General features: G+C 54.7%; 15 protein-coding genes. 12 read left to right on the top strand and 3 right to left on the bottom strand.

The genetic code is table 11. From position 1 onward, the window contains the following. The 9 genes from GSQ86_RS12280 to GSQ86_RS12320 form a co-directional block, all read left to right on the top strand. On the top strand, nt 1-1,251 hold a 1,251-nt coding region (locus GSQ86_RS12280; RefSeq protein ID WP_216841129.1), incomplete at its 5' end, for a lipopolysaccharide biosynthesis protein. A gap of 17 nt (nt 1,252-1,268) precedes the next feature. Next, on the top strand, nt 1,269-2,288 hold the full coding sequence (locus tag GSQ86_RS12285; protein WP_158750239.1) for a glycosyltransferase family 2 protein: 1,020 nt from the start codon (nt 1,269-1,271) through the stop codon (nt 2,286-2,288). Nucleotides 2,289-2,290: 2 nt separating this feature from the next. Continuing rightward, nucleotides 2,291-3,253, top strand: coding sequence for a glycosyltransferase family 2 protein (locus GSQ86_RS12290; protein WP_158750240.1), 963 nt, complete (start codon nt 2,291-2,293; stop codon nt 3,251-3,253). A gap of 43 nt (nt 3,254-3,296) precedes the next feature. Further along, entirely contained in the window at nt 3,297-4,328 is a 1,032-nt protein-coding gene (locus GSQ86_RS12295) for a hypothetical protein (protein WP_216841130.1), read from the top strand. Nucleotides 4,329-4,407: 79 nt separating this feature from the next. Next, nucleotides 4,408-5,226 (top strand): acyltransferase, encoded by an 819-nt coding sequence (locus tag GSQ86_RS12300; RefSeq protein WP_158750241.1) that lies wholly within the window; start codon nt 4,408-4,410, stop codon nt 5,224-5,226. Continuing rightward, nucleotides 5,178-5,615, top strand: coding sequence for an acyltransferase family protein (locus GSQ86_RS12305; RefSeq protein ID WP_158750242.1), 438 nt, complete (start codon nt 5,178-5,180; stop codon nt 5,613-5,615). The genes GSQ86_RS12300 and GSQ86_RS12305 overlap by 49 nt, the downstream gene beginning before the upstream one ends. A 266-nt stretch (nt 5,616-5,881) precedes the next feature. Further along, entirely contained in the window at nt 5,882-7,546 is a 1,665-nt protein-coding gene (locus GSQ86_RS12310; protein WP_158750243.1) for a glycosyltransferase family 39 protein, read from the top strand. Nucleotides 7,547-7,606: 60 nt separating this feature from the next. After that, on the top strand, nt 7,607-8,659 hold the full coding sequence (locus tag GSQ86_RS12315; RefSeq protein WP_158750244.1) for a glycosyltransferase family 2 protein: 1,053 nt from the start codon (nt 7,607-7,609) through the stop codon (nt 8,657-8,659). 1 nt (nt 8,660) lies between these two features. Then, entirely contained in the window at nt 8,661-10,319 is a 1,659-nt protein-coding gene (locus GSQ86_RS12320; RefSeq protein WP_158750245.1) for a DUF4038 domain-containing protein, read from the top strand. A gap of 150 nt (nt 10,320-10,469) precedes the next feature. Here GSQ86_RS12320 and GSQ86_RS12325 read toward each other — a convergent pair whose 3' ends face one another. The 3 genes from GSQ86_RS12325 to GSQ86_RS12335 all read right to left on the bottom strand — a co-directional run bounded on the left by GSQ86_RS12325 (nt 10,470) and on the right by GSQ86_RS12335 (nt 21,599). Continuing rightward, nucleotides 10,470-14,699 carry an S-layer family protein gene (locus GSQ86_RS12325; protein ID WP_158750246.1) on the bottom strand — a complete coding sequence of 1,410 codons (4,230 nt, stop codon included), beginning with the start codon at nt 14,697-14,699 and terminating at the stop codon, nt 10,470-10,472. Between the two features lie 575 nt (nt 14,700-15,274). Next, the gene (locus GSQ86_RS12330) at nt 15,275-18,880 is read right to left on the bottom strand and encodes an exodeoxyribonuclease V subunit beta (RefSeq protein WP_158750247.1); all 3,606 of its coding nucleotides are present in this window, start codon (nt 18,878-18,880) and stop codon (nt 15,275-15,277) included. After that, a complete protein-coding gene (locus GSQ86_RS12335) occupies nt 18,840-21,599 on the bottom strand; it encodes a PD-(D/E)XK nuclease family protein (protein WP_158750248.1) in 2,760 nt (919 codons plus the stop codon). Before GSQ86_RS12335 ends, GSQ86_RS12330 begins: the two co-directional genes overlap by 41 nt. Before the next feature lie 21 nt (nt 21,600-21,620). On the opposite strand from GSQ86_RS12335, the gene GSQ86_RS12340 reads away from it, so the two are divergent. The 3 genes from GSQ86_RS12340 to GSQ86_RS12350 all read left to right on the top strand — a co-directional run bounded on the left by GSQ86_RS12340 (nt 21,621) and on the right by GSQ86_RS12350 (nt 23,498). After that, the gene (locus GSQ86_RS12340; protein ID WP_254062339.1) at nt 21,621-22,535 is read left to right on the top strand and encodes an SCO family protein; all 915 of its coding nucleotides are present in this window, start codon (nt 21,621-21,623) and stop codon (nt 22,533-22,535) included. Beyond that, nucleotides 22,532-23,044: a gluconokinase gene (locus tag GSQ86_RS12345; protein ID WP_158750249.1), complete on the top strand. Its 513-nt coding sequence runs from the start codon at nt 22,532-22,534 to the stop codon at nt 23,042-23,044. The genes GSQ86_RS12340 and GSQ86_RS12345 overlap by 4 nt, the downstream gene beginning before the upstream one ends. Nucleotides 23,045-23,123: 79 nt before the next feature. Then, nucleotides 23,124-23,498, top strand: coding sequence for a hypothetical protein (locus GSQ86_RS12350; protein WP_158750250.1), 375 nt, complete (start codon nt 23,124-23,126; stop codon nt 23,496-23,498). The last annotated feature ends 19 nt before the right edge of the window (nt 23,499-23,517 follow it).

Consider the following 23,517-nt stretch of genomic DNA (forward strand, 5'->3'; position numbering starts at 1 on the left):
CAGGTTTCCACCTTGTTTTGGATCAACGTGGCTGTCGGAGCCGCCCTGGCCGTATTTGCCGCGGCGCTTGCTCCGGTAATTGCGAATTTTTATCATGAGCCCCGCTTGCGCCTGGTGACTATTGCGCTGGCGACGGGATTTCTCTTCAATGCCGGAGGCGTGCAGCATTCAGCGCTCTTGCAGCGGAACATGCGCTTTACGGCGCTCTCAGTCATCAATGTGATTGCTCTCGTCATCAGCACACTTCTGGCCGTAGGTATGGCGAAAGCTGGTTACGGCTACTGGTCATTAGTTGCGATGACCGTCGCGCTACCGCTCATTACGACTGTCGGTCTCTGGATTTCAGCGCTCTGGCTTCCAAGGCTGCCGAAGATGAGATCCGGCTTACGCTCTATCATGCGTTTTGGCGGCGCCATTACTTTGAATGGTGTCGTTGTTTATGTTGCCTACAACATGGAAAAGGTTCTGCTGGGCCGTTTCTGGGGAGCCGACGCGATCGGCATCTATGGGCGCGCCTATCAGCTTGCAAACATCCCTACAGATAATTTGAATTCAGCAGTCGGTGAAGTAGCGTTCTCGGCATTGTCGCGTGTGCAGGACGATCCACCACGCTTGCGCAGCTATTTTCTCAAGGGATATTCGCTTGTGCTGGCACTCACGCTTCCTATTACGATCGTGTGTGCGCTATTCGCTCACGATGCAATCTTTGTGCTGCTCGGGCCTAAGTGGAAAGATGCGGCACCTATCTTCCGCTATCTTGCTCCTACCATCTTGATCTTCGCGATGATTAATCCTTTTTCGTGGCTGTTGTTTGCCGTGGGAAAGGTTGGGCGAAGCTTGAAGATTGCCTTAGCGATTGCTCCGCTCGTCATGGCCGGCTATCTTATTGGATTGCCATTCGGCCCGAAAGGCGTTGCGCTGGGCTATTCGATAGCGATGGGATTGTGGGTTCTTCCTCATATCGCCTGGTGTGTGCGTGGTACCTCGATCTCATTCTGGGATGTGATTCAAACACTGAGTCGTCCCTTGATCTCGGGCGCCGTTGCATCCATCGGACCGCTCGTGTTGCAGCAGCTTTATGGTCAGTCATTGCCGCCTTTACCCCGGCTCATTCTTGGTTCGGGCCTGTTTATCGCAGTGTATTTAGGAATGCTTCTGTTCGTGATGGGGCAGAAGAAGTTTTACATCGACCTGCTCAAAACAATGCGAGCTCCTGCGCAGTTGGATTCTGAATCGTTGGCCACAGCCTGATTAGGAAGCTGGAAAACATGTCTCAACCCGTCGTCAGCATCGTGGTACCGGCCTACAATGAGGCCAATCATATTGCCGAATGTTTAGAAAGCATTCTCGCGCAAAGCTATCAGAACTGGGAGTGCATCGTAGCGAACAATTGCAGCACCGATGCCACGGCAGAGATTGCCCGCCAGTATGCTTCCAAAGACGCAAGGATTCGGGTTTACGACAATGAAGAGTTCCTGCGTGCTGTTCCGAATTTTAATCAGGCGCTGCGCCGGCTGCCTTCGTCGGCAAAATATTGCAAAATTGTCTTCGCCGACGATTGGATTTTTCCTGAGTGCATAGAAGAGATGGTTGACGTCGCGGAAGAATATCCGTCGATCGGCATTGTAGGCGCGTATGGATTACAAGGTCGTCAGGTCATGTGGGCCGGACTGCCTTATCCCAGCCGCCTTATTTCTGGCCGAGAGGTATGCCGCAAGCTTTTTCTCGAAGATCTGTACGTCTTCGGCACGGCAACCTCTTTGCTTTTTCGCGCCGACCTTATCCGTGCCAGTCATGCTTTTTACAACGAAACGAATCTGCATAGCGACTCCGAAGCATGCTGTGCAGCTTTGAAGACTTCGGATTTTGGCTTTGTTCATCAGGTGCTCACGGTGACTCGGGTGCGCGAAGGCTCTTTGTTCGCATTCTCTACGGAGATGAATACATTCATCGCGGGTAGGCTGCACGATCTTGTCACATATGGGCGGGATTATCTGACCGCCGAAGAGTACAAGTTCTGCCTCGATTTAAAGCTGTCGGAATATTACGACTTTCTGTCGCGTAACTTGACGCATCGTCGTGGCGATAAATTCTGGAACTACCACAAGGGAAAGCTTGCAGAAGCCGGAGTAGGTCTGAGTCGAACTCGTTTATATCGAACTTTCGCAGGAAAGTTGTTCGATGCGCTTCTCAATCCGAAAAGCACGCTGGAGCGCTTGCTGAAAAAGCCTGCCGCACACGACCCCGAATTTCTACCCGGCTTTCATGAGAGCCCGCAGGCACGTTAAAGATGAATATTTCTGTGGTTGTTTGCACTCATAACCGCTCTCAAAGCCTGGCTGTCGCCTTAGAAAGCCTGGCATGCCAGAAGCTTGTTGCGTCAGCTAACTGGGAGATTGTGGTAGTAGATAACAACTCGACCGACGATACCCGCGAGGTGGCTGAGCATTTTATCAACCTCTATCCCCATCGTTTCCGTTACATATTTGAGCCGAGACAGGGAAAGTCATACGCCCTGAATACCGGAATCGGGAACGCCCGGGGAGATATTTTTGCTTTCACGGATGATGACATAGTCGCAGAACCCGCTTGGCTGGAGAACCTTACCTCCGCTTTTGCGAAGCAGACTTGTATGGGCGTAAGCGGCCGCACATTGCCGGAGAAGGGTTTTACATCTCCACCCTGGTTGAACGCGAAACAAGTCTATGCGATGGCTCCGGTTGCCATTTTCGATCTGGGGCTCGAACGTCACGAAATCAATGAGTCGCCTTTTGGCAATAACATGGCATATAGGAAGACCATTTTTGAAAAGTACGGTGCCTTCCGCGTGGATCTCGGACCGCGCGCGGGCTGCTCCTCTCCACAGAAGAATGAGGACAGCGAATTTGGGTCTCGTCTGCTGTCCGCCAAGGAACAGCTGCTCTATGAGCCTTCGGCGGTTATCTATCACGCAGTGCCTGCGCGCCGTATCCAGCAAAGCTACTTTCTCGAATGGTGGTTTGATAAAGCCCGTGCGGATGTGCAGGTCTTTGGCATACCAGCCTCCGATGGAGAATGGTTCATCGCCGGTATTCCGATCCGCATGTTTCGCCGGCTCGCTGTGTGGACTATTCGCTGGATGGTGGCTATAAATCCTGCTCATCGTTTCGAATGCAAAAAAAAGGTATGGGGCCGACTCGGCGAGATGAAGGAGTGTCATCTCATTTCCCAAAAAATTCCGAAGAGAAGAGGAATGCGCAATGCCGCAATCTAGCGCGAGCCGTTCACATCTACTGAACTTAAAGGCTGGAGAATGGGTGGAAGTTCTCAGCAAGGAAGATATTCTGAGCACTCTCGATCAGAATGGCTGCCTTGACAACCTCCCTTTTATGCCGGAGATGTTCGCGTATTGCGGTCGCAGACTTCGCGTATACAAGCGCGCTGACAAGACCTGTGACTACATCCAGGGATGGAGCATTCGTCGCCTTACCGATGCAGTTCATCTCGAAACGTCTCGTTGCGATGGCAGTGGTCATGGCGGGTGCGAAGCGGGCTGCCTGATTTTTTGGAAAGAAGCATGGCTGAAACGTGCGGAAACTACTTTGGTCACGCTGGAAACGTCTCCAGTATGGACGAAGGGTGTTGCGTCGGTCCAGAAGACTTGCAGTGAGGCTTGCGTCTGTTCCGCAAGCGCCTCGCAAAATGCGCAGGGCGATACGATCTATAAATGTCAGGCAACGGAAGTCCCCAGATTTACTTCGCACATGAGCTTCTGGGATCCTCGCCAGTATATACGCGATTTACGCTCCGGCAATCTCGATACCGGCATGGCAGGAGATTTGAGAACGCATCGCGTGCTTGAGACGGTTCTCGGTGTCTCTCGCATTGTGCACGCAACCATCATTGGTGGTTTTAATGAAGTGCAGGCACGCAGGCGAGGCAGCCGCTATCCATTTGTCGAGGGAAGCGCTGAAAAGCCTCCGATAGAGCGGCTCGATCTTCAGCCAGGCGAGCTCGTCGAGGTGCGGAGCAAAGAGGAGATCCTCGCAACCCTCGATAAAAACCAGAAGAATCGCGGTCTCTGGTTCGATTCCGAGATGCTGCCATATTGCGGCGGCATCTACAAAGTGCTTCGTCGTGTCCATCACATTATTGAAGAGAAGTCGGGCAAGATGGTGAACATGAAGTTCCCATGCATTGTTCTCGAAGGTGTTGTCTGTAAATCCGACTATCATCGTCTCTGCCCGAGGGCAATTTATCCCTACTGGCGGGAGAACTGGCTGAAGCGGGCGGCAAATGTCCAGGCCCAGCAAGACCGCAAAGAAGTTCTTGAGTTGTGCAGCAAATAAAAAAAGGGTTTTAGTATCGAGCCTAATCGTTGATCAGTTGCTCAGGCGTCTATGGGTTGAACTTATCAGAGGTGCCTCGATGAAACATTACATCCAGCAATCGGAGTTTAGGTTTCGCGGCTATATCGCTGAATTCGACGGGTTACGAGCCTTGGCAGTTATGTTGGTACTGCTAGTGCACTTCGGACCTAGTGCCCGGGCAGGATCCGTCCTTTGGAAACTGGAATCTGTCGGTTGGTGCGGTGTAGATCTTTTTTTTGTGTTGAGCGGATTCCTGATTACGGGGATCCTGCTTGATTCACGTGACAAGGAAAACTACTACCGTCAGTTCTACTTCCGCAGAACTCTGCGTATATTCCCGCTATATTACGCGGTGTTATTTGCGGGACTTTTCGCACGGTTGGTCTTCCATGAAGGCTCGGTATTGAGGAATCTCTTCGATGTCTCATGGTTCAGCGCGTTTCTCGGCAACTTCCTGGTTGCATTCAGGAACCGCATGTCGTCGGCTGTGTTTCTTAATCCTTTCTGGTCGCTTCAAATTGAAGAGCAGTTTTATTTACTTTTCCCCTTTATTGTCAAAAACCTGCATCCGACTGCTCTCTTCAGGGTGCTCATTGTGATTATTGTTGTATCAACTCCCTTACGCTGGGGGCTCTATATATGGTTCCCTCATCGAGCGCTATTGCAGTATGTCTCCACTCCGTGCCACTGCGATGGGCTCGCATTTGGGGCGCTCCTGGCGCTAAGCCTTAGGACGGCGCAGTGGCGAGTTCCGTCTGGCTATGTGACGCTCGTGACAGCCGCCTTACTTACTACTCTCGGCATGTATTTCGCGTGGGCAAAGTTTGAGTGGGACACGCCAAGGATTCGCATTTTGGATATTCGCTCGTCGCGCTGACATTTGCTGCGACTCTCGTGTGGGTGATTCGTTTTCGCGACAAATGGCAGACGGTTTTACTAAGAGCGGGCCTTCTGCAATATTTAGGAAAGATTTCCTATGGCGTATATATTTTACAGGCGCTCGTCTATGTTCAGATCCGCAGAATTTATGGACACATGCATATTGCCTTCTTCGATGAAAACGATATGCATACCACCAGTTGGTCTCACTTCTGCATCCTTATCGCAGCTATCATAGCTGCTGCATCGTTATCTCGATTTTGCTTTGAAGTCCCGATTGCCAGGATAAGAGATGGCCGCCTTTTCGAAAAATATTTCCCCTATCTCGAAAGTTTAGGTTTATCAACAGTGAAACTTGTTCCAGCTATACCTGAAGATGCGAAATAAGAATCGATGTGAGGCCCCAGAATCCCCCTTGCCCAGCAGATCATGCCCCTTCCCTCATCCGCAAAATTGTTTGAGGTTAAGCCGCATCGTTTCTGTTACCGGTCCTCGCCGCTCAAATGGTTGGATGTGAGAGAAGTGAACATGAAGTTTCCAGCAGCCGCACCTTCAGAAGAGGATGCTGTCCAGTATTGTCACAGTTCATAAGGACTGTGTTTGTAGTACTTGTTACCGAGGGGGCTTTGCAAAGAGGATAAGACCTAATTGCAATGAAAAAGCCCTTGCAAGATGCAAGTTTCTGGGCCCTTTTTGCGGCCGGCATAGTTACGTCGGTCGTCGTCGCGGCAATTACTTGGTCACTGCATCATCCCTATGGAACTCACTGGGACGAGGCTGAATATCTTAGTTATTCCGGTGTAGATGTACAGCGCTTGTGGGCGGGAAAGATTCTAACTGTCGGCGGACGCATTCTAATAAAAACCTTCGGTCGTCCACCGGCATATCGCATTCTGGCCCTTCCATTTCTTGCCGTCGTTGGATTTCACACGACAACGGCCCGACTCGTCTCTTTGGCATGCTTTGTGCTGAGTGCCTGGTTCGTCTTTCTCACAGGGCGCCGTGTCGGCGGTAGAGTAGCCGGAGCATTTGCCGCACTTATATTTACTCTCTCTCCGGAAGTTGTTTCCGCCAGCGCATTCTTCGGCACTGATACTTCTCTTTACCTCGCAACCTCGGCGTTGCTCTATTATGTTGCCCTCTCATGGGAAGATAACTCCGATCGTCCCGATCGCTGGATTGGCCTGGGAGTTGCAGTCGGCTTGGGATTTTTGGCTAAGACCACCTTTTTCCTGATTGCATGTCCGCTTCTCGCTTTCTGGTTGATTGCAGGACACTATGGCTGGCTTGGGATTCCGACTCTTGCGAAGGAGCGGAAGGCGGGTGCGCTTGCATTCCTGATAGCGGGTCCATGGTGGCTGCTGAATGCAAAGAAGTCGTTTGATTATGTCCACTACGCCAGGAATTTTGTCCGGAATTCGTTAGGAGCGCCATCGCCTGCGACGTGGATGCGATGGCTCGACACTGTGGCTCAATGTCTGCTTGGCCACGGAGTGGTGATCGCAATTGGCTTGGTCGTTGTTGCTTGTTTTGTCAAAGTTTTCGTTTTGAAGCAGAAATTACTAAGCCGATTTCAGAAAGCAATCGCCTTTGCGTGTGCCTGCACTGGAATGCCGATTGTGCTCGCGCAACTCTCTGGCACAAATCATCTGCTGCGTCATATTTCGCCTGCCGTAATACCGCTCGCGCTTGTCGTCGGTTTGCTGGCGGAGCAGTCAGGGTGGGCATATTCGTTTCCAGGTGCTGCAGCGTTCGCACTACTCTTTAGCGCTCAACTGGCCATGCTGGTAACACCGGTGATATTTCCGAACAAGCATCCGGTGAATCTCAAATTCCCGAACGGTAGTCCGCCATGGCAGGCTCTCGTCAGACTTGACCAGTGGGATTGGACACCGTTGGAACGCATCAGTCAAAGCTGTGGCCTGAATTCTCCCAGGATTGCTTACCTCGGCAACGGTCGCGCTTTTAATGTGCCTCAGATCGAATACTCGTGGGTTTTGAAAGACCTGCCACAACCAGACGTGACCTGGTTATGGCGATACGAAGATGGTGCATTGGACTGGCCGGCGCTCGTGAATGAGGCGGATCAGAATGACATCGTCATCACCGCGCCGGGATTTGTCGGTGAGAAGGTAATCAAAGAAGACTTAGACAACGAGCATAACCTCGAGTTTGCAGACCATCTTTCTGATGATCCACTTTTTAAGTCCCCCGTAACGCTTGCAATGGGACGATTTGAACCTGTCCAGGTTTTGGTGTTTGTAAAAAAAGCATTCGTATGCGGCAGTCCACGGGCCCAGGTAGCAGCGCAGCAATAACGATTTATTGCTGTCGAATTTCTGACCTTTCCTGCTGAAAGAGCGGAGACAGGATGTGCTATGAGCCATACCTACATTATCTCGAGGCCAAATCCAAAGCTCTTGTCGATCGTGATGCCCCTCTACAACGAGGAAGAAATATTCTCTTTACTGCGCCCTCAACTCACTCATTTTTTGGACAGCTCACCGTATGCCTGCGAAGTGATCGCAGTCAATGACGGCAGCTCGGATCGGACTATCGATTTTCTGGTGGAGTGGAGCGCGTCTGATCCCCGCATTAAGGTTTTAAATCTGTCACGCAATTTTGGACACCAGTACGCGTCCACAGCCGGCATCGATCATGCTTCCGGAGATGCGGTGGTCTTGATCGATGGCGATTTGCAGGATCCGCTTGAAGTGATCCATCAGATGGTCGCTCAGTATCGCAATGGTTACGATGTCGTCTGCGGCCAGCGAGTAGCGCGTACAGGAGAAAGCGTCTTCAAAAGATTCACAGCGTGGGCTTTTTACCGTGGCATGCGGGTCTTTTTCCTTAAAAGCCTTCCACAGGATGTCGGCGATTTCCGATTGATGTCTCGGCGATGCGTTGACAGCCTCACTGCTATGCGCGAGATGCATCGCTTTTTACGCGGAATGGTTGCGTGGGTGGGGTATCCGCAAACCTGCGTCTACTATGAGCGCAATGCAAGAGCCGCCGGAACGACGAAATATCCCCTCGGGAAGATGCTTCGGCTAGCCTGGACCGCTGTTGTCTCATTTTCCCCCCTGCCTTTGAGAATCAGCTTCGTTGGGGGTGGAATGATGACCCTTCTTGCTTTGGAAGAAGCTGTTCGAGCTTTATTTGCTTATTTTTCCGGCAAAGCCGTCCCCGGCTGGACCTCGCTGATGGTTGTTCTTTGTCTGAGCAATGCTGCTCTCATGATGGTTGTAGGTATTCTCGGCGAGTATGTGGGCAGGATCTATGAGGAAGGAAAGAGCCGGCCGCTCTATCTGGTTGCGGATAAATGGAATTTTTCCTCAACACAAGGGATTTCGCCGGTCATCTTCCAGAAAGCCCTTACCGATATAGAAAGGCTCGAAAGCATCAGTGCCGGCGAGCTCATCAGTCATTAATATGGTTGCTTTCCGCAGGGTCAGGTGGTGTGTACTTCTTGTTTCCACGCTGTTCATCATCGGATGTTCGAAACCCGGCCCGCTAAACATATCGTTCACGCAATCCTCTCTTACCGTCGAGGCATACGACTTCGTAGAAGTCACCGCGAATGTCTCCAGGCCGCGCGCGGCCAACCCTTTTACAGACGCTTCCTTGCATGGCTGGTTTGAGGCTGCAGATGGCAGCAGGCGTTGGAATGTAGAAGGCTTTTGCGACTCCGAAAATGGAAGTCTTTTTCGAATAAGGTTTATGCCACCGAAGGCCGGCACCTACAGATACTTCATCGAATATCGTCAGGGTCGCACTCATAGAGAATCCACCGGCACATTCACTGCTGTCGACGGCCATCGCCGCGGCCCCATTCGTGTCGATTCGAAATATCCCTGGCATTTCCAATGGGAGGGAACAGGAGAGCACTATTTTTTTAATGGGACGACAGCCTATTGGTTGATGGGATGGCAAGACGACAATGTCATTCAAGCTGCCATCGAGCGTCTCCACAAGTTAAAGATCAATCGTATCCGCGTAACTATTGCGGGGCGCGCATTCACGCTTTATGGCGAGCCCGCGATGACCGGTCCCGCCTGGACACTCTGCATCACCCCGTGGCCGGCGAAGAATGCTGAAGACATCTACCAGCCTGGATTCGATTACACGCGCTTTGACGTCTCGTATTGGCAAAGGTTCGAAAGAGCACTCCGCTACGCACGTGAACGCGACATGATCGTTTCGCTGGTGCTCGATATGAACGATGGCGTGGTTCATCCCAAAGCCGGAAGCGACGATGAGCGCCGGTTCATTCAGTATGCGGTGAATCGCTTCGGCGCTTATTCGAATATCACCTGGGATTTGGGCGATGACCTCGACCGCTATCGGAATGTGTGGTGGACCCATCGTACCGGCATGCTGATTAACGAATGGGATCCCTATAAGCATCTCGCCACCAGTCATCCGATAAAGAACACGCATCAGGACCGCACCTCCGACTGGTTCAGCTTCACTTCATTTCAGGAGTGGTCAAGAGATCAGCACGCCTTCATGCTCGGCGAGCGAGAGCAACAGGAGAAGCTGGGCAGAATCATTCCTCAAACCAATGAGGAATATGGATATGAGGATCACTACCCGTTATGGGGTCCGCCTCCGCCGGAAGAAAATGCAGATACTCTACGCCGCACTGCCTGGGATATAGCGATGGCAGGAGGCTATGGGACGACAGGAGAAACAGCGAAGCGGGGCACAAATATCTGGCCGGATACGGGCGGTGGCTGGCTGAACGGCCGTGGAGACGACACCATGACCATGCTCAAGGGCTATGGATACATGGTCGACTTTTTCACCAGCTTTGAATGGTGGAAGACGAACCCGCACGATGAATTAGTGAACAGCGGGAACTATTGCCTGGCGGATGCAGGCAACACGTACGCTGTCTATCTCCCGAAGGGCGGCCGAGCGCACATCAAGCTGCAATCGGGGAAATACACTGTCCGATGGTTCGACGCGCAGACTGGTGAGTGGAGTCCTGAGCAGGAGATACAGACGGGCAGTATGTGGGATTCACCGTCATCACCCGATGCAGGCGATTGGGCTCTCCTCCTGCGCCGTTTATCTTCAGGCCATTAAACAAGAGTGATTGCAGGTGCTGTCCGTGTTCTCAAACGAGCACCTGCAATCCTATTCAGTTGCCTTCCCCTGCAATGGAGAGGTGCGTGCCGAGCTTTCCGAACCTGAAAAGCTCAAACACGCACCTCTCTTTTTTATTTCTAACCAACATCACGGAACAGAGGCAGTAGTCACATTCGATGGAGAACTCTCCACGCCTGTGGCATCGACACTCGTTACATAGTAGCTGTAAGTGGTGCCGCTCTGAACTGTGTTGTCCGCGTACGTTGTCGCGGTTTCTACCGAGGAAGTCAGCAGCGAATACGTCGTGCTGCTTCCCGTTGCCCGGTATACGTGGTAGCCGACAACCGGTACAGGAGAACTGCTCGGTGCATTCCAGCTCACATCTACCTCGTGCTGTACTGCTTCGCCGGTGCCGCTCAAGCTCACCGCTGGCACAGCGTTTGCGGTTGAATTGCTGTTGATGGCCAGCGTACCCGATGCTGCGCCCGCCGTTGTCGGTGAGAACACCACATCAAGAGTTACCGTCTGACCCGGGCTGAGCGTAAGGGGGAAGCTTGCTCCGGACACACTGAAGCCCGTTCCAGTAACGTTCACAGCGTTGATCGTGACTGAAGCGGAACCGCTGGACATCAGCGTAAGTGAAGCTAACCCTGAGGATCCTACGTTGACATCGCCGAAACTCAGGCTGGTCGCACTTGCCAATAATCCCGGCGTTGTTGCGTCACCTGTCCCACTCAATGCGACAGAGTTTGTCGCATTCGTAGAAGAGTCGCTGGCGAAACTCATCGTGCCCGTTGAGGCTCCTGCAGCCGTTGGAGCGAACGTAACCTCCAGGGTCAGAACCTGGAGCGGTCCGAGCGTAATCGGGAAGCTTGCGCCACTAAAGCTGAAGCCGTTCCCGCTTATGTTTCCGGAATTTATCGTGACCGGCGCGGTACCTATCGAGGTCAACACCAGCCCTTGAGTTGATGAAGATCCAACCGCGACATCGCCGAAGTTTAAACTGCCGATACTGAGCGAAAGAGTAGGTATGGTTGTAGCCTCACCCGTTCCGCTCAAGCCAACAGCAGCTGTGGTATTTGTTGAAGAATTACTTTGGATTGTGAGTTGACCGGACGCCCCCCCGGCAGATGCCGGATCGAATGTCACCTGCAACGTCACTGTTTGCTGCGGATCAAGTGTGAGCGGGAAGTTGGCACCTGACACACTGAAGCCCGAGCCCGTGATATTTACTGAGTTCACCGTCACTGTCGCCGTACCCGTCGAAGTCAGTGTCAGTGGCTGTGTCGAAGACGATCCTGTCGTGACATCGCCAAAGCTCAGACTGGCTGCGCTTAGTGACAGCTGCGGACTGGGAGCAGGCGTTCCCGTGCCGGTAAGCGTGACTGCGGCCAGAGAATTCGTTGCCGAATTACTGTTGATTGTGACAGCACCTGACGAACTTCCCGTCTGGGTAGGATCAAACGTCAACTGCACCGTGACTGCCTGCTGCGGGTTCAGAGTGAGCGGGAAGGTAGCACCCGACACGCTGAAGCCCGGCCCTACGACCGGCGCCGAGTGAACAACGACCGGCGCTGTACCTGTGGAGGTAAGCGTCAGCGGTTGGGTAGACGACGAGCCAACAGTTATATCTCCGAAACTCAGGCTGGCCGCACTCAGCGACAATTGCGGACTCGTTGCCGCTACGGCCGTTCCGGTGAGATTGATCACCGAAGTGGCGTTCGTTGCCGAGTTGCTGTTAATTGTCACTGTTCCGGTGTCAGAGCCCGTGGCCCCAGGCGCATACTGCACTTGCAGTGTGACCGATTGGTTCGGATTCAGAGTTAGAGGGAATGTTTGATCTGCAATGCTGAAGGCTTGCCCGTCAACCGAGATCGAGTTGATGACGACGGGATTTGTTCCAGTCGAGGAGAGAGTCAGCGGTTGTGTCGAAGCTGAACCTGCCGTCACGTTGCCGAAGGTCATGCTCGAGGGATTAATAGTGAGTTGAGAGATGTTGGCGTTGGGCGCAGAGGCTACGCCTGTGCCCGTGAGCACAACGCTTGACGTGCTGGTTGTCGCAGAGTCCGATTGTATGGAAAGTGAGCCCGTGTAACCGCTCGCTGCTGTCGGGGCAAATTGAACATTGAACGTGACAAGCTGGCCGGGCTGCAGGGTGACAGGCAGATCCGCTCCTGAAACCGTGAACCCGTTGCCGTTGATGTTGGCCGCACTCACAGTAACAGGGCTCGTGCCGGAAGCAACCACAGTTACAGATTGTGTCGCCGTCGAGTTTACAGTCACATTACTGAAGTCCAGCTCGTTAGGCGTTACGGTCAGCTGGGGAGTTTGTGCCTCTGCTCCTGTCCCGCTGACAGGAATGGCAACAGGGTTCGCGGCATTGGAACTGACGCTCAGTGTGCTGTTGACTGTGTCAGTATCAGTTGGTCTGAAGATCACATACAGTGCCACCGTCTGGCCGGGCTGCAACGTGATTGGGAACTGAGCCTTGTACAAGGTAAAGCCCGTGCCGCTGAGTGAGGCTCCCGTAATTGTCACTGGCGCAGTTCCACTTGAGCTGAGTGTGACAGGTTGCACGGTTGCTGAACCTACCGTCACATTGTTGAAATTCAGGCTCGCAGGATTGGCTGATAACTGTGGTGTTGGTGGAACTACAGCCTGCGCCGTGCCGCTCAAATCGACCGTCGCCGCAGAGTTTGTCGCCGAGTCGCTATCGATGGTCAGCTGCCCGGTGGCTGCTCCAGGCGAGGTGGGATCGAACTGAATCTGAAGAGTTGCCGTTTGCTGCGGATCGATCGTCAGCGGGAAGCTTGCTCCCGTAACGGTAAAGCCTGTTCCGGCAACACTGGCTGAACTGATCGTGACTGGCGCAGCTCCGGTCGAGGTGAGTGTCAACTGTTGTGTGGAAGAATCTCCCACGGTTACGTTGCCGAAGTCCAGGCTCGCCGCGCTGACAGCCAGCTGAGAAGTGGTAGCAGGGGTCGCAGTAGCGGCCAGGACTACAGCAGCCGTAGGATCGGTCTTCGAATCGCTGCTGATTGCGAGTGTGCCTTGTGTCGCGCCCGGTGTGGCCGCCTTGAAATGCACCTGCAGAGTTGTCGTCTGGTGCGGTTTCAAGGTCAGCGGGAAGTTGTCTCCGGAAACGTCAAAGCCTGTACCTTTGATTCCCGCAGACTTCACCGTCACGTCAGCCGTGCCGGTCGACGTGAGTGTAAGCGGCTGCGTCGACTGCGAACCCAGGGTCACATCGCCGAAACTCAGAGCCGCTGCGCTGGTCGTGAGTTGTGGCGCGGCGGATTGTTCACCCGTGCCGGCAATATTGATTGTCATTGTCGGATGGCTCACCGAATCGCTATCGACGATGAGGTGCCCCGCCACCGCGCCCGCAGTTGTAGGCGCAAAGTTCACCTTCAGGGTCACAGTCTGGTGTGCCTTCAGGACGAGTGGGAATTTCGCTCCGGATAATGTAATTTCCGTACCTATCAGCTTCGCGGATGCGATGGTGATAGGGGCTGTTCCCGAAGAACTGAGCGTGACTGGCTGCGTCGAAGAAGATCCCACGGTCACATTGCCGAAGCTCAGGCTTGCCGGGTTGATAGCCAGCTCAGATGCCAAAGCCGGAGCTTCTTCTCCGGTGCCCGTGAGATGAATCGTGGTTGTTGAATTTTTATAGTCGTTGCTGGAAATAGCCAATGAGCCACTGACGGCACCTTCCGCGGTCGGCTTGAATTGAACCTGAAGCGTCGCGGTCTCTTTCGGCTTGAGCGTCAGTGGGAAACTGGCTCCTGAGACAGCGAATCCGTCACTTGCCGTGGCCGAATTTATGGTCAGTGGAGCAGTCCCTGTAGATGTCAGCGTCACAGTTTGTGTCGTGGACGCGCCAACTGCAAGACTGCCAAATGCCAGGCTTGATGGGGTAGCCGTGAGCTGAGCCTGGCTACTGGAAGACGAGATTCCCCAGCCTTTCATGTTCCACTGCGCTACGCGCCGTGCGCTCGAATCCACTGCCGTTACTGTGCCGGTATAACTCGACGCGCTCCCAGGCTTAAAGTCGAGTTGGACGGAATACGTTTTGCCCGGCGCGATAGTCACAGGCAATTGTGTTTGGGGATTCAGGAAAAAGGTCTGCCCCGCCACCGTGACCTGTGACACGCTGACCGTAGTCACGCCCTGATTGAGTAGGGTAACGGTACTCTGCGCCGTCTGTCCGACCTGCACATCGCCGAAGTCGACCGTGTCTGGTGTAACCACCAGAGAGCCTTCGGAGGCTCCATTCACGTTATATCCGCAGCCTGTAAGAATTAGAAAAATGCCAAATGCCAGCAGAGCAATAGAACTGAAGGCGGTATGAATATCAACTCGCTTTACGCGAGGCATGAAACGGTTTGGGTTCAAAGGCGAGCTATTGCTGCCAGCAAGTGCGCCGACGTACCTATCGGCGCCCAGGGGGGGAGGAGCGCAATTTTGAAACACGAAACTTCACCTCTGCAAAAACGTGCTTGCTTTCAGCGGCAGAAAATAAAAAGGTGAAATACGTGGTCGGTGAAGGGCCGCAGTCCTGGTGATTTTGATAACAGTCTGGCTGCAGAGCCCATTACAAGATCCGTGATGAAAAAATTCATAGCGGGCCTCTTGAATGTCCGACACGTATAAAAAGATTGAACGTAGTTGCTCTGCAGCTCAACGGGACAGCAACGTAGGAAAAGAACGTAAAACCGAAAGTCCGGGTAATTGGGTTTGTTACCCAAATGTTACCAAAGGGCGTAACTAAATTGTCGGGAAATTTTCCTTAAGGCAAGGTTTATAGCAAAATCGCCGTGCGATTCAAGCGCTAAATTACGAAATCAGGCGAATTGCGCGAAAAATAACATAACGGAAGAGGAAGGTAAGGGATTGTTATGTCACTGTTACATTTGTGAAACTGCGCTCAGATTTTTTAATCGTGAATATTATCATCCCGTCCAATATGTCATTCGCCGCAATCGTGGAAAATACAGGCAAAGGCGCAAAATGACGTTCTCTCCGCGAAGTTTTCGCAGCGCTTTTCCATATAAAGCGAGCTGCGGCTCGTACAGAGATCTCTGATTTTCGATGAACCCATCCAAATCGCGTCCAGAATAAAACGAGGATTTGTAATCCACCACCCAGAAGTTTTCTGAGCTCGCATCCCGCGGCTTATCCCCGCCGCGAAAGACGCGATCCGCCCGGATCGTTCGTAATTTGCCATCCAGCCATCCCGTCCATGAGGCCTCGCTTTGTGCCTCCGGATGCGGCCCCAGCAGCCAGCGTCCATTCTCATCCGCAACCATACTCTCGATTGCGCCCATCACATCTGCCATCGCAGCCTGTTCTGAAGCCACTGCCGTTGCGCGCAGCATCGCCGCCGCCTGCGGCCTGATCACGCGCCGAATCTCTTCCATGGAAGCATCCGGCTTTTGTTCCAGGTATCGGCTGACCCGCTCCAGCAGCAAGTGAATGACATTGCCCGTCATGCGGCGCAGTCGGGAACCCTCCGGACGCTCAAAATTCTCCCGCTCATCGAAAATGTCTGCCGTCGCCGAAATTGGCACATTTTTGCCTGCATATGGAATGACAACATTGGCAGGAAGCCTCCGCAGAATCAACGGCGGGTGAGCAGAATTCGAGGATGCTGCCAAATCAATCACTCCCGGCTGCCCAGGAGCAGGGAAGGGAACCACATCCCGCTTCCTGTGCTCTGCGTAAGCCGCAGCAAAATCGCTTTCCAGCGCAGACCATGCAGAAGCCAATAAGCTGTCGGTCGCGCCCGGTTTCAAATCGCCATTTGCTGCAACCGTGGCAGTGCCAAATAGATGCAGCTCGCGCCGCGCCCGCGTGCATGCAACATAAAACACACGCTTGCGTTCTTCCTCTTCACGCATGCGCCGCTGTCTTCGCACCCATTGGTAGAGCGGATGTTTGTCTCCACCCCGGCTGCCGATCGGAGCCACTAAAATCTCATCTTCACCGGCCTCGTCGAGGCTGACCCGTTCCAGCATGCAGATCAGTTGCTGCCGGTCCTGCCCTGTGCTGCGTTCCAGACCCGGTGCCAGCACCACGTCGAAGCCAAGTCCCTTTGCCTTGTGAATCGTCATCAACTGCACGCCGAACCGCTCGCTGGCGCGGGGATCAGGCTGCGCAAACAATGCATTCAGCCGCACGTCAAAGTCTTCGCCCATGCAGTCCGCACCATTCGCCGTTGCGTCATCGAGCATGCGGAAGAAGACGCGCACATTCCCGCGCTGAGAATCGTCCAGGCAGAGCGGGCCTCCGAGCGTATGCCAGGTCCGCTCCACCCACAATGAAAACGAAGACGGTCCTCTGTAGCGCAGTTCAGCGGCGCGTGTCAGAACAGTAAGAACACGCCTCAAGCGCCGCTGTCCGTCATCGCTCAACAGCGACAAGCGCTCTTCTATTAGCTGTGAAATGGGAATGAAAGCAAATTGCTTGTCATCACCGCCGCTGAGGATATGAAGATCTTCAAGCATCAATCCGCACCACGGGGCGCGCAAAGCAGAAAGCCATGCGATACGATCCATCGGGTGCAGCAGCGCGCGAATCAGAGAAAGCAAATCGCGAATCTCCTGCCGCTCTCCCAACGGCTCCAGCTCAACAGCACGAAAGGGAATACCGCGCTCGCGCAGCCTGGCGGCAATCGCAGCGAGATGCTCTTTCGCGCGTCCCAGCACAGCCACGGTATACGAGAGCTTTGGATCGGCCTCGGCAGCGGCGATCATCGGACGATGCTTCTCGATAATCGATAACACTTCGTCGGCTTCGCGCTGCCGCGCCTGCTCCAGAGCATCCGGCTCCGCTTTGCCGCTGCCCGTGCCTTGCAAAATTTGTGGATGCAGGCACACGGACCTTACTGCCAGTTGAGGTTCAGTAGCAATAGATCGTGTGAAAGAGACGGCAGCTGCGCCCGCGCCATGTCTGCTGGCAAAAATCTTCTCGAAGTATCCATTGAGTGGTTCAGTCAACCCGGCATGCGAACGAAAGTTAGCCGATAGCTGCACCGGAACGCAGCCATGCACCTGCCCGGCAGCAACAATGCCGCGCTCCTGCACCTGCGCAAACAGCTCCACCTCCGCCTGGCGAAACATGTAAATCGATTGCATAGGATCGCCAACGAGGAAATAGCTCCGCTCCTCGCCCGGACCCCAAGCATGCAGCAGCCTCTCCAGCAGCTTGTGCTGACGGCGCGATGTATCCTGAAACTCATCCACCAGCAGATGCTTCACCCGCTCGCTTACCGCCAGTGACCGCTCCGTCGGATGCTGTTCTTCAAGCACTGTCAGCGCGGAAAGACCAAGCTGCACAAAATCCACCGCATTCTGTTCTGCAAACAACACGACCAGTTCTGCAACTGAGTAACGCAGCACAGTAAACAGCGCGCGCAGCGTCTCCCACTGGTCTTCGTCGTAGCGCGCTGGCGGCAGGCGCCGCAAAGCGCAAAGCGCCGGCAGCAACCCATCCATCTGCGACAGCCGATGGATAAGGTCCATCATGCGATCTTTATAGTTCTGTTCGAGCGAGCCTTTTGCCTTCGATGCAGGCTTAGGAAATCCTTCGCGCACCGTGACCTGTTTTCTCCACGAATCGCCGCTCGCCGGCAGCAGCAGACTGCACAAACATTGCCATTGCTCCAGAAACTTTTCATTCGGCTCCGGCAGTGTTCTCAGGTGTGAAAGCGCGCGCAGATCAATCTCGGATGGATTGCTCGATGCATAATTCGCCAGCTCTACAATCTCCCGCGCAATCACATCATGCGCCGGCAGCAATTCATGCACAGCCTTCAGTGCGCGTGTAATCGCTTCGCGGAAAGGCTCTTCCAGCTGGAGCCGGATTTCCGACCATGTGTCTTCCGAAATATCTCCCACCAGCGGAAACGTGTGTACCCACTGGTCGCGGCTTCCCAGCATCTCGGCAATCAGCCGCTGTGCATCTCCCAGGTTATTGTCGCGCAGCTGCAACAAGTGAAACAAGGACGCATGCAGTTCGCGATTACTTTCGCCAAGATGGGACAGCGTCCGCCGCGCCGCCTCGTGGTAGAGAGGACGCGCATCGTCCTGTGGTTGCAGATGGCCGCCCATGCGCGCCAGCAGCGGCTGTTCGTGCGCAATGCTCATGCACAGCGAATCAATCGTCTGAATGTTGAGCCGTTGCGGCTGCTCCAGCAGATTCCATCCCCGCGCTTCAGCATGCGCCAGCGCTGCGCGTGCGGAAAGCAGCATCGCATCGTCACCGCTGTGTCTTCGCGGATTGTTCCGCGCCTCCTCGAGCTTTCGCAGGATACGAACGCGCATTTCCGCAGTAGCTGCGCGTGTGAAGGTGATCGCCAGTACCTCTTCCGGATCGTCTACACGCGCCAGCAGCTTGAGAAACCGATGCGTCAGCAGCTCCGTTTTCCCTGAGCCGGCTGGAGCCTGCACAATGTACGACGAGCGGAAATCGAGCGCTTCATCGCGTTCTCTCTGGTCGGCAGACGTTACCGCAAGCTTACTCATCATCGCCTCCGGCATCTGTAATGCCAGAAACACGCTCAGTCTCCGCAATGCGGCAGAGCCCGGGAAAATCGCAATACTGGCAGGTCTTCGCGCCGCGCTTTGGATCGACAGAAGCCTCGCCTCGCAGGAACTCTTCCGCCAGCTGCAGCAGTGCCGCTTCCCACTGATCGCGCATGCTTTCGTCGTAAGGCTGGCTCGTCAGTGAGCGCAAAGCAGCCGTGTCGGCAAGCAGAGTCTGCGGCGCATTGGCAACGCGCCCCACAAATCCCGTCTGCCCCGCGCGTATCTGCGCAAAAAGCAGGCCGCTCAAGCGCTCGATATTTCCGTAAGCCGCATACAAAGGCAGCTGCGGCTCATCAGGCCGCACTCCCTGCCACTGCGAAACCGATACATCGCCTGTCTTGTAATCAATCAGCAGATGAGAGCCGTCGTTAAGCTCGTCGATGCGATCCGCGCGCAGATTCAGCTTCAATGCACCTACGCTCACATCCAGCAGTTTCTCTTCGCGCTTCTCAACAGTGAAGGAGTGCCGCTTCGCCTCATACAACATCCACTCTCGTAAGCGCGTGAGCAGGCGCGTCCGCTCTGATTCCAGGTACGCCCCCATCCATACATCTCCGCCATGATCTCGTACAAGATCACGGAACGCATTCTCAATGTGATACTGAAGCGCCGCGTCCAGCTGTTGTATGGCGATCATATGTTTCAGATCGTCGAGCGAAGTCATACGCCACGGCTCAGGAGTCTCCGGCGACCAGACATTTTCAATAATCTTATGCAGCAGGTTGCCGCGCTGCGCTGCATCCAGTCCCCATTCCGTGCGGTTGAGCGGGCGTGCCTGCAGTCGTCGCGCTGCAAAGGCCTGGAAGGGACAGGCTGCCTGCCGCTTCAATGTGTCTGCACCGCCCGCGCTCAATTCCACAGGCCAGGAAATCGTCTCCGAGCGGAGCACAAGTACTTCCAGGCCGCTTCCATTCGGCAATTCGTTCGCAATATTGCTTTGCTCATGCAATGAAGAAGCGGCTTCGGCGTTCCTGGGCTCGTCAAAGAAATTCGCAAGCAGCGGTGAAGGCCGCAGCTCGCCTTCCTTATTCTGGCGAGCGTAGCTGAAGACGCATTCCGGTGCGCTCTCCACAATGCGCTGCGTCACAACTCGAGCCAATTCGGTGTCGGTAGCAACATCACAATGCGGCATCCTCGCGCTGCGTTGCAGCCACGCAGGAATCAGCGGGTGCGGCTTACCTGTCAGCGGCCATTGCGAGTCATCCGCGCCCAGAAACCAGATGGCATCGAACGATTGCCCCGACGACTCTAGCGCGCCCATGATCTGAACGGGAGCGTGATGAGATTCCGGCGTAAAGATCATCTCCTGCGCATGTTTTTCCAGCGCCTGCGCAAAAGCTGTAAAGGAAATGCCGCGCCCTGCGAAATCGAGCAGCGTTACTTCATCGAGAAGCCTCTGCCACCTTCGTTGCGCCTGAAACTGCACACTATCCGGGGTGCGATATCCAGGCCACGCAGCCGCCTGCAACAACGGCTCCGCCAGATCGGCCCACTGCGTATAGGTGCCACTGCCGTCGAATGCACCGTCTACCCGCGCTGTCTCCAGCAGCTTTCGCATGCGTGCGGCAAATGAAGCCGGTACTCGACTGCTCATAAATGTTTCAAGCTTCGCTTCCGGTGAAAGCGCGCCCGAATCGCGCTGTCTGAAATCGAACCGTGCCAGAGCTTCTCTCTCTGAAGCCTCCACATGCAAATATCCGGACAGCAGTAGCCACGAAATGTCTTCCTCCGGCAGCGGCTGCGTAATCCAGCGCAAAAGCAGAAGCGCCGCGCGAATCACCGGCACATTTGCCAGCGGCACTCCCAGCGAAAATTCAAAAGGCATCGGCTGGTCTTCTGCAGCAAGATCAAACGATTGCGGCATCAGCACTGTCCGGAAGGCCCGTTCAGCTTCGGCGCGAATGCTGCCCGCATCCGGCGCAATCACACCAATGCGAATCACGGGATTCGCAAGGATCTTCTCCCTGCACCACGACGCACACGCTAGCAGTTCTTCTCGAAGATCGTTCGCAACTACGAGCTTCCGCGAAGTCGCTTCCGGAGCCGCCGCCGGGCTGTCATCCGCAATCACTCCCGATTCGCGAAGATTCTGCAGAAAAATCTGCTGCGCAGGCGTGAACCGGTCAAAGCCGACCAGCAAAATCTGCCGCGGCAGTGAGAGCTTACCGGCCCGCGCCGCTCCACTGAGCAGCGGCACTAAATCACTTCGACTTGTCCATTTCCTGTCGCGACAACGCTGATCGAACGTCTTCGCCCATCGCCGAAAATGCTCCGCATCCGTCTCCAGCCATGTCGAATTCCGCTCACCCTGCAGCCGGAAGTTGCTCAGCAGCGCATACGCGCTCTGCGCAAGCGATGCAATTCCCTCCAGCGAAACCACCAGCGGCGCATCCACCTGCTGCACGATCTTCCAGAGCGCGCGTTCCTGCCACGGAGTCAGTAGAAGAGGCAAGTCCGGATCGACGGCCGAAAGCTGCTGCCACAATTGACCCAGCCAGCTATCCCAATCGAAGATCGCCGGTGACGGCCACATCTCCACGCCCTTGGCGCGTTGCTGTTCGGCATATTGAAAGGTAAGCGCACGCGCCGAGCGCGCATTCGCAGTCACCACAACAGCGCCGTCTGCCAGGGCATTGCCGACCATCTCGGCTAACGGGAGTTGCGGCTGCGAGTCAAAAAGCGGGAGCACATAGAAAGTGTAAACTGAGCTGTGATCCGCTCCACGGCCCGTACTTATCTGCTTACACTGCTTGCCTGCGCGATTGTTGTTGGAGGCTGCCGCCAGAAGCCAGCTGAGCCATCCACCCCCGCTGCGGACGCTCACTCAAAGCATTACCCCGTGCGTGGAAAGATCGTCACCGTCGATGCATCCAAGGCCGAAATCGTCCTCGACGCAGCCGCTATCCCCGGCTTTATGGAAGCGATGACGATGCCGTACAAGCTAAAGAATCCCAGCATCATCAGCGAGCTGCATCCCGGCGACAGCATCACCGCCACCCTGATCGCGACCGATGACTCCGATCTCCTCGATGAAATCGTCATCATCGCGCAGGCCAAGCCCGACTACAAACCGAGCTACTTCTACCATCCCATCCAGCCCGGCGATCAGATTCCCGACTTCCACCTCGTCAACCAAAACGACAAGCAGATTCACCTCGCGCAATTCCGCGGCAAAGTGCTGCTCATCACCTTCATCTACACGCGCTGTCCGCTCGCAGATTTCTGCCCGCGCATGAGTCGCAACTTCGCCCAGATTGACAAGACTCTCGCCGCCGATCCCTCGCTATACAAGCGAACCCACCTGCTCAGCGTCAGCTTCGATCCCGAATACGACACGCCGCAGGTGCTGCGCAGCTACGGCAGCTCCTACACCGGCAAGTACACAAACGAAACCTTCCAGCATTGGGACTTCGCCGCACCCAGCAAAGCCGATCTGGCTCCGTTGCTGCGCTTCTTCGACGTCGGCGCAACGCCGGAAAAAGATCGCACCATCACCCACTCCTTATCAACTCTCGTCATCGGTCCCGATGGCAAAGTCTTCAAGTGGTATCCGACAAACGACTGGACACCAGACCAGATCGTCAACGACGTAAAGCAGCTGATCGCACAGCAGGGGAAAGCATGATTCTGATCGTCATGGGAGTGAGCGGTTCAGGAAAAACCACTTTGGCACGCGCTCTGGCAAAAGCCACTGGCTGGCAATTTGCCGAAGGCGACGACTACCACAGCACCGCGAACAAAGCAAAGATGCACGCCGGCATTCCGCTTACCGACGAAGACCGCGCCCCCTGGCTCGCAACCTTGCATGACCTGATGGCCGGTTGGCATCAAAAGAGCGAAAGCGGCATCCTCACCTGCTCCGCTCTCAAGCAGACGTACCGGGAAACGCTCGTAGCCGACCTTCCAGATGACGCCTATCGCTTCGTCCTGACCGAAGCACCAAAAAAAGTCATCTCCGAGCGCATGCAGGCCCGTCATGATCACTTCATGCCCGCAGCCCTCCTCGATAGCCAGCTCGCCACCTTGGAGCCTCCGGCCAACGCGCTGCATGTCTCCGCGCAGGATCCGCCCGAAGTCTCCGTGCAAAAAGTTCTGGCTGCCATCGGCATCACTCCGTCGCCGCAAACAAATTGAGTCCCGCAGATTTTTGCCGCGTCAGAAAAGACAGCCTCGAATGCACTATGCTTGAAGCAGCGGAGGCGCACTTTCTCACATGGCAAAAACTACCGTTATGTTCGGCGTGGTACTCATTCTCCTGGGTGTCTTTGGATTCGTCGCCACAGGCAGCCACGCTCCAACGGCTCTCATTCCCGCCTTTGTTGGCTTGATTCTCGGTATCCTGGGCTTCCTCGCCATCACTGGCGTCGCGAAAAAGCGCATGCTCCTCATGCACATCGCCGTCACCCTTGGCCTGCTCGGCTTTCTCGGAACAGCCAAAAGTATCTATGACTACATCCGTCTTCTTCAGGGCGTACAGTTTCCTCATCCCATCGCCGTAGAAGAGAAAGCAGCCATGTCCGTTCTGCTTCTCATCTTCGTCATCCTCTGCGTGCGGTCTTTCATCGCGGCGCGCAGAGCGCGAGTTTAGAAATTATGCGACCAGGTTC

The organism is Acidobacterium sp. S8 (assembly GCF_009765985.1).
Classification (GTDB): Bacteria; Acidobacteriota; Terriglobia; order Terriglobales; family Acidobacteriaceae; genus Alloacidobacterium.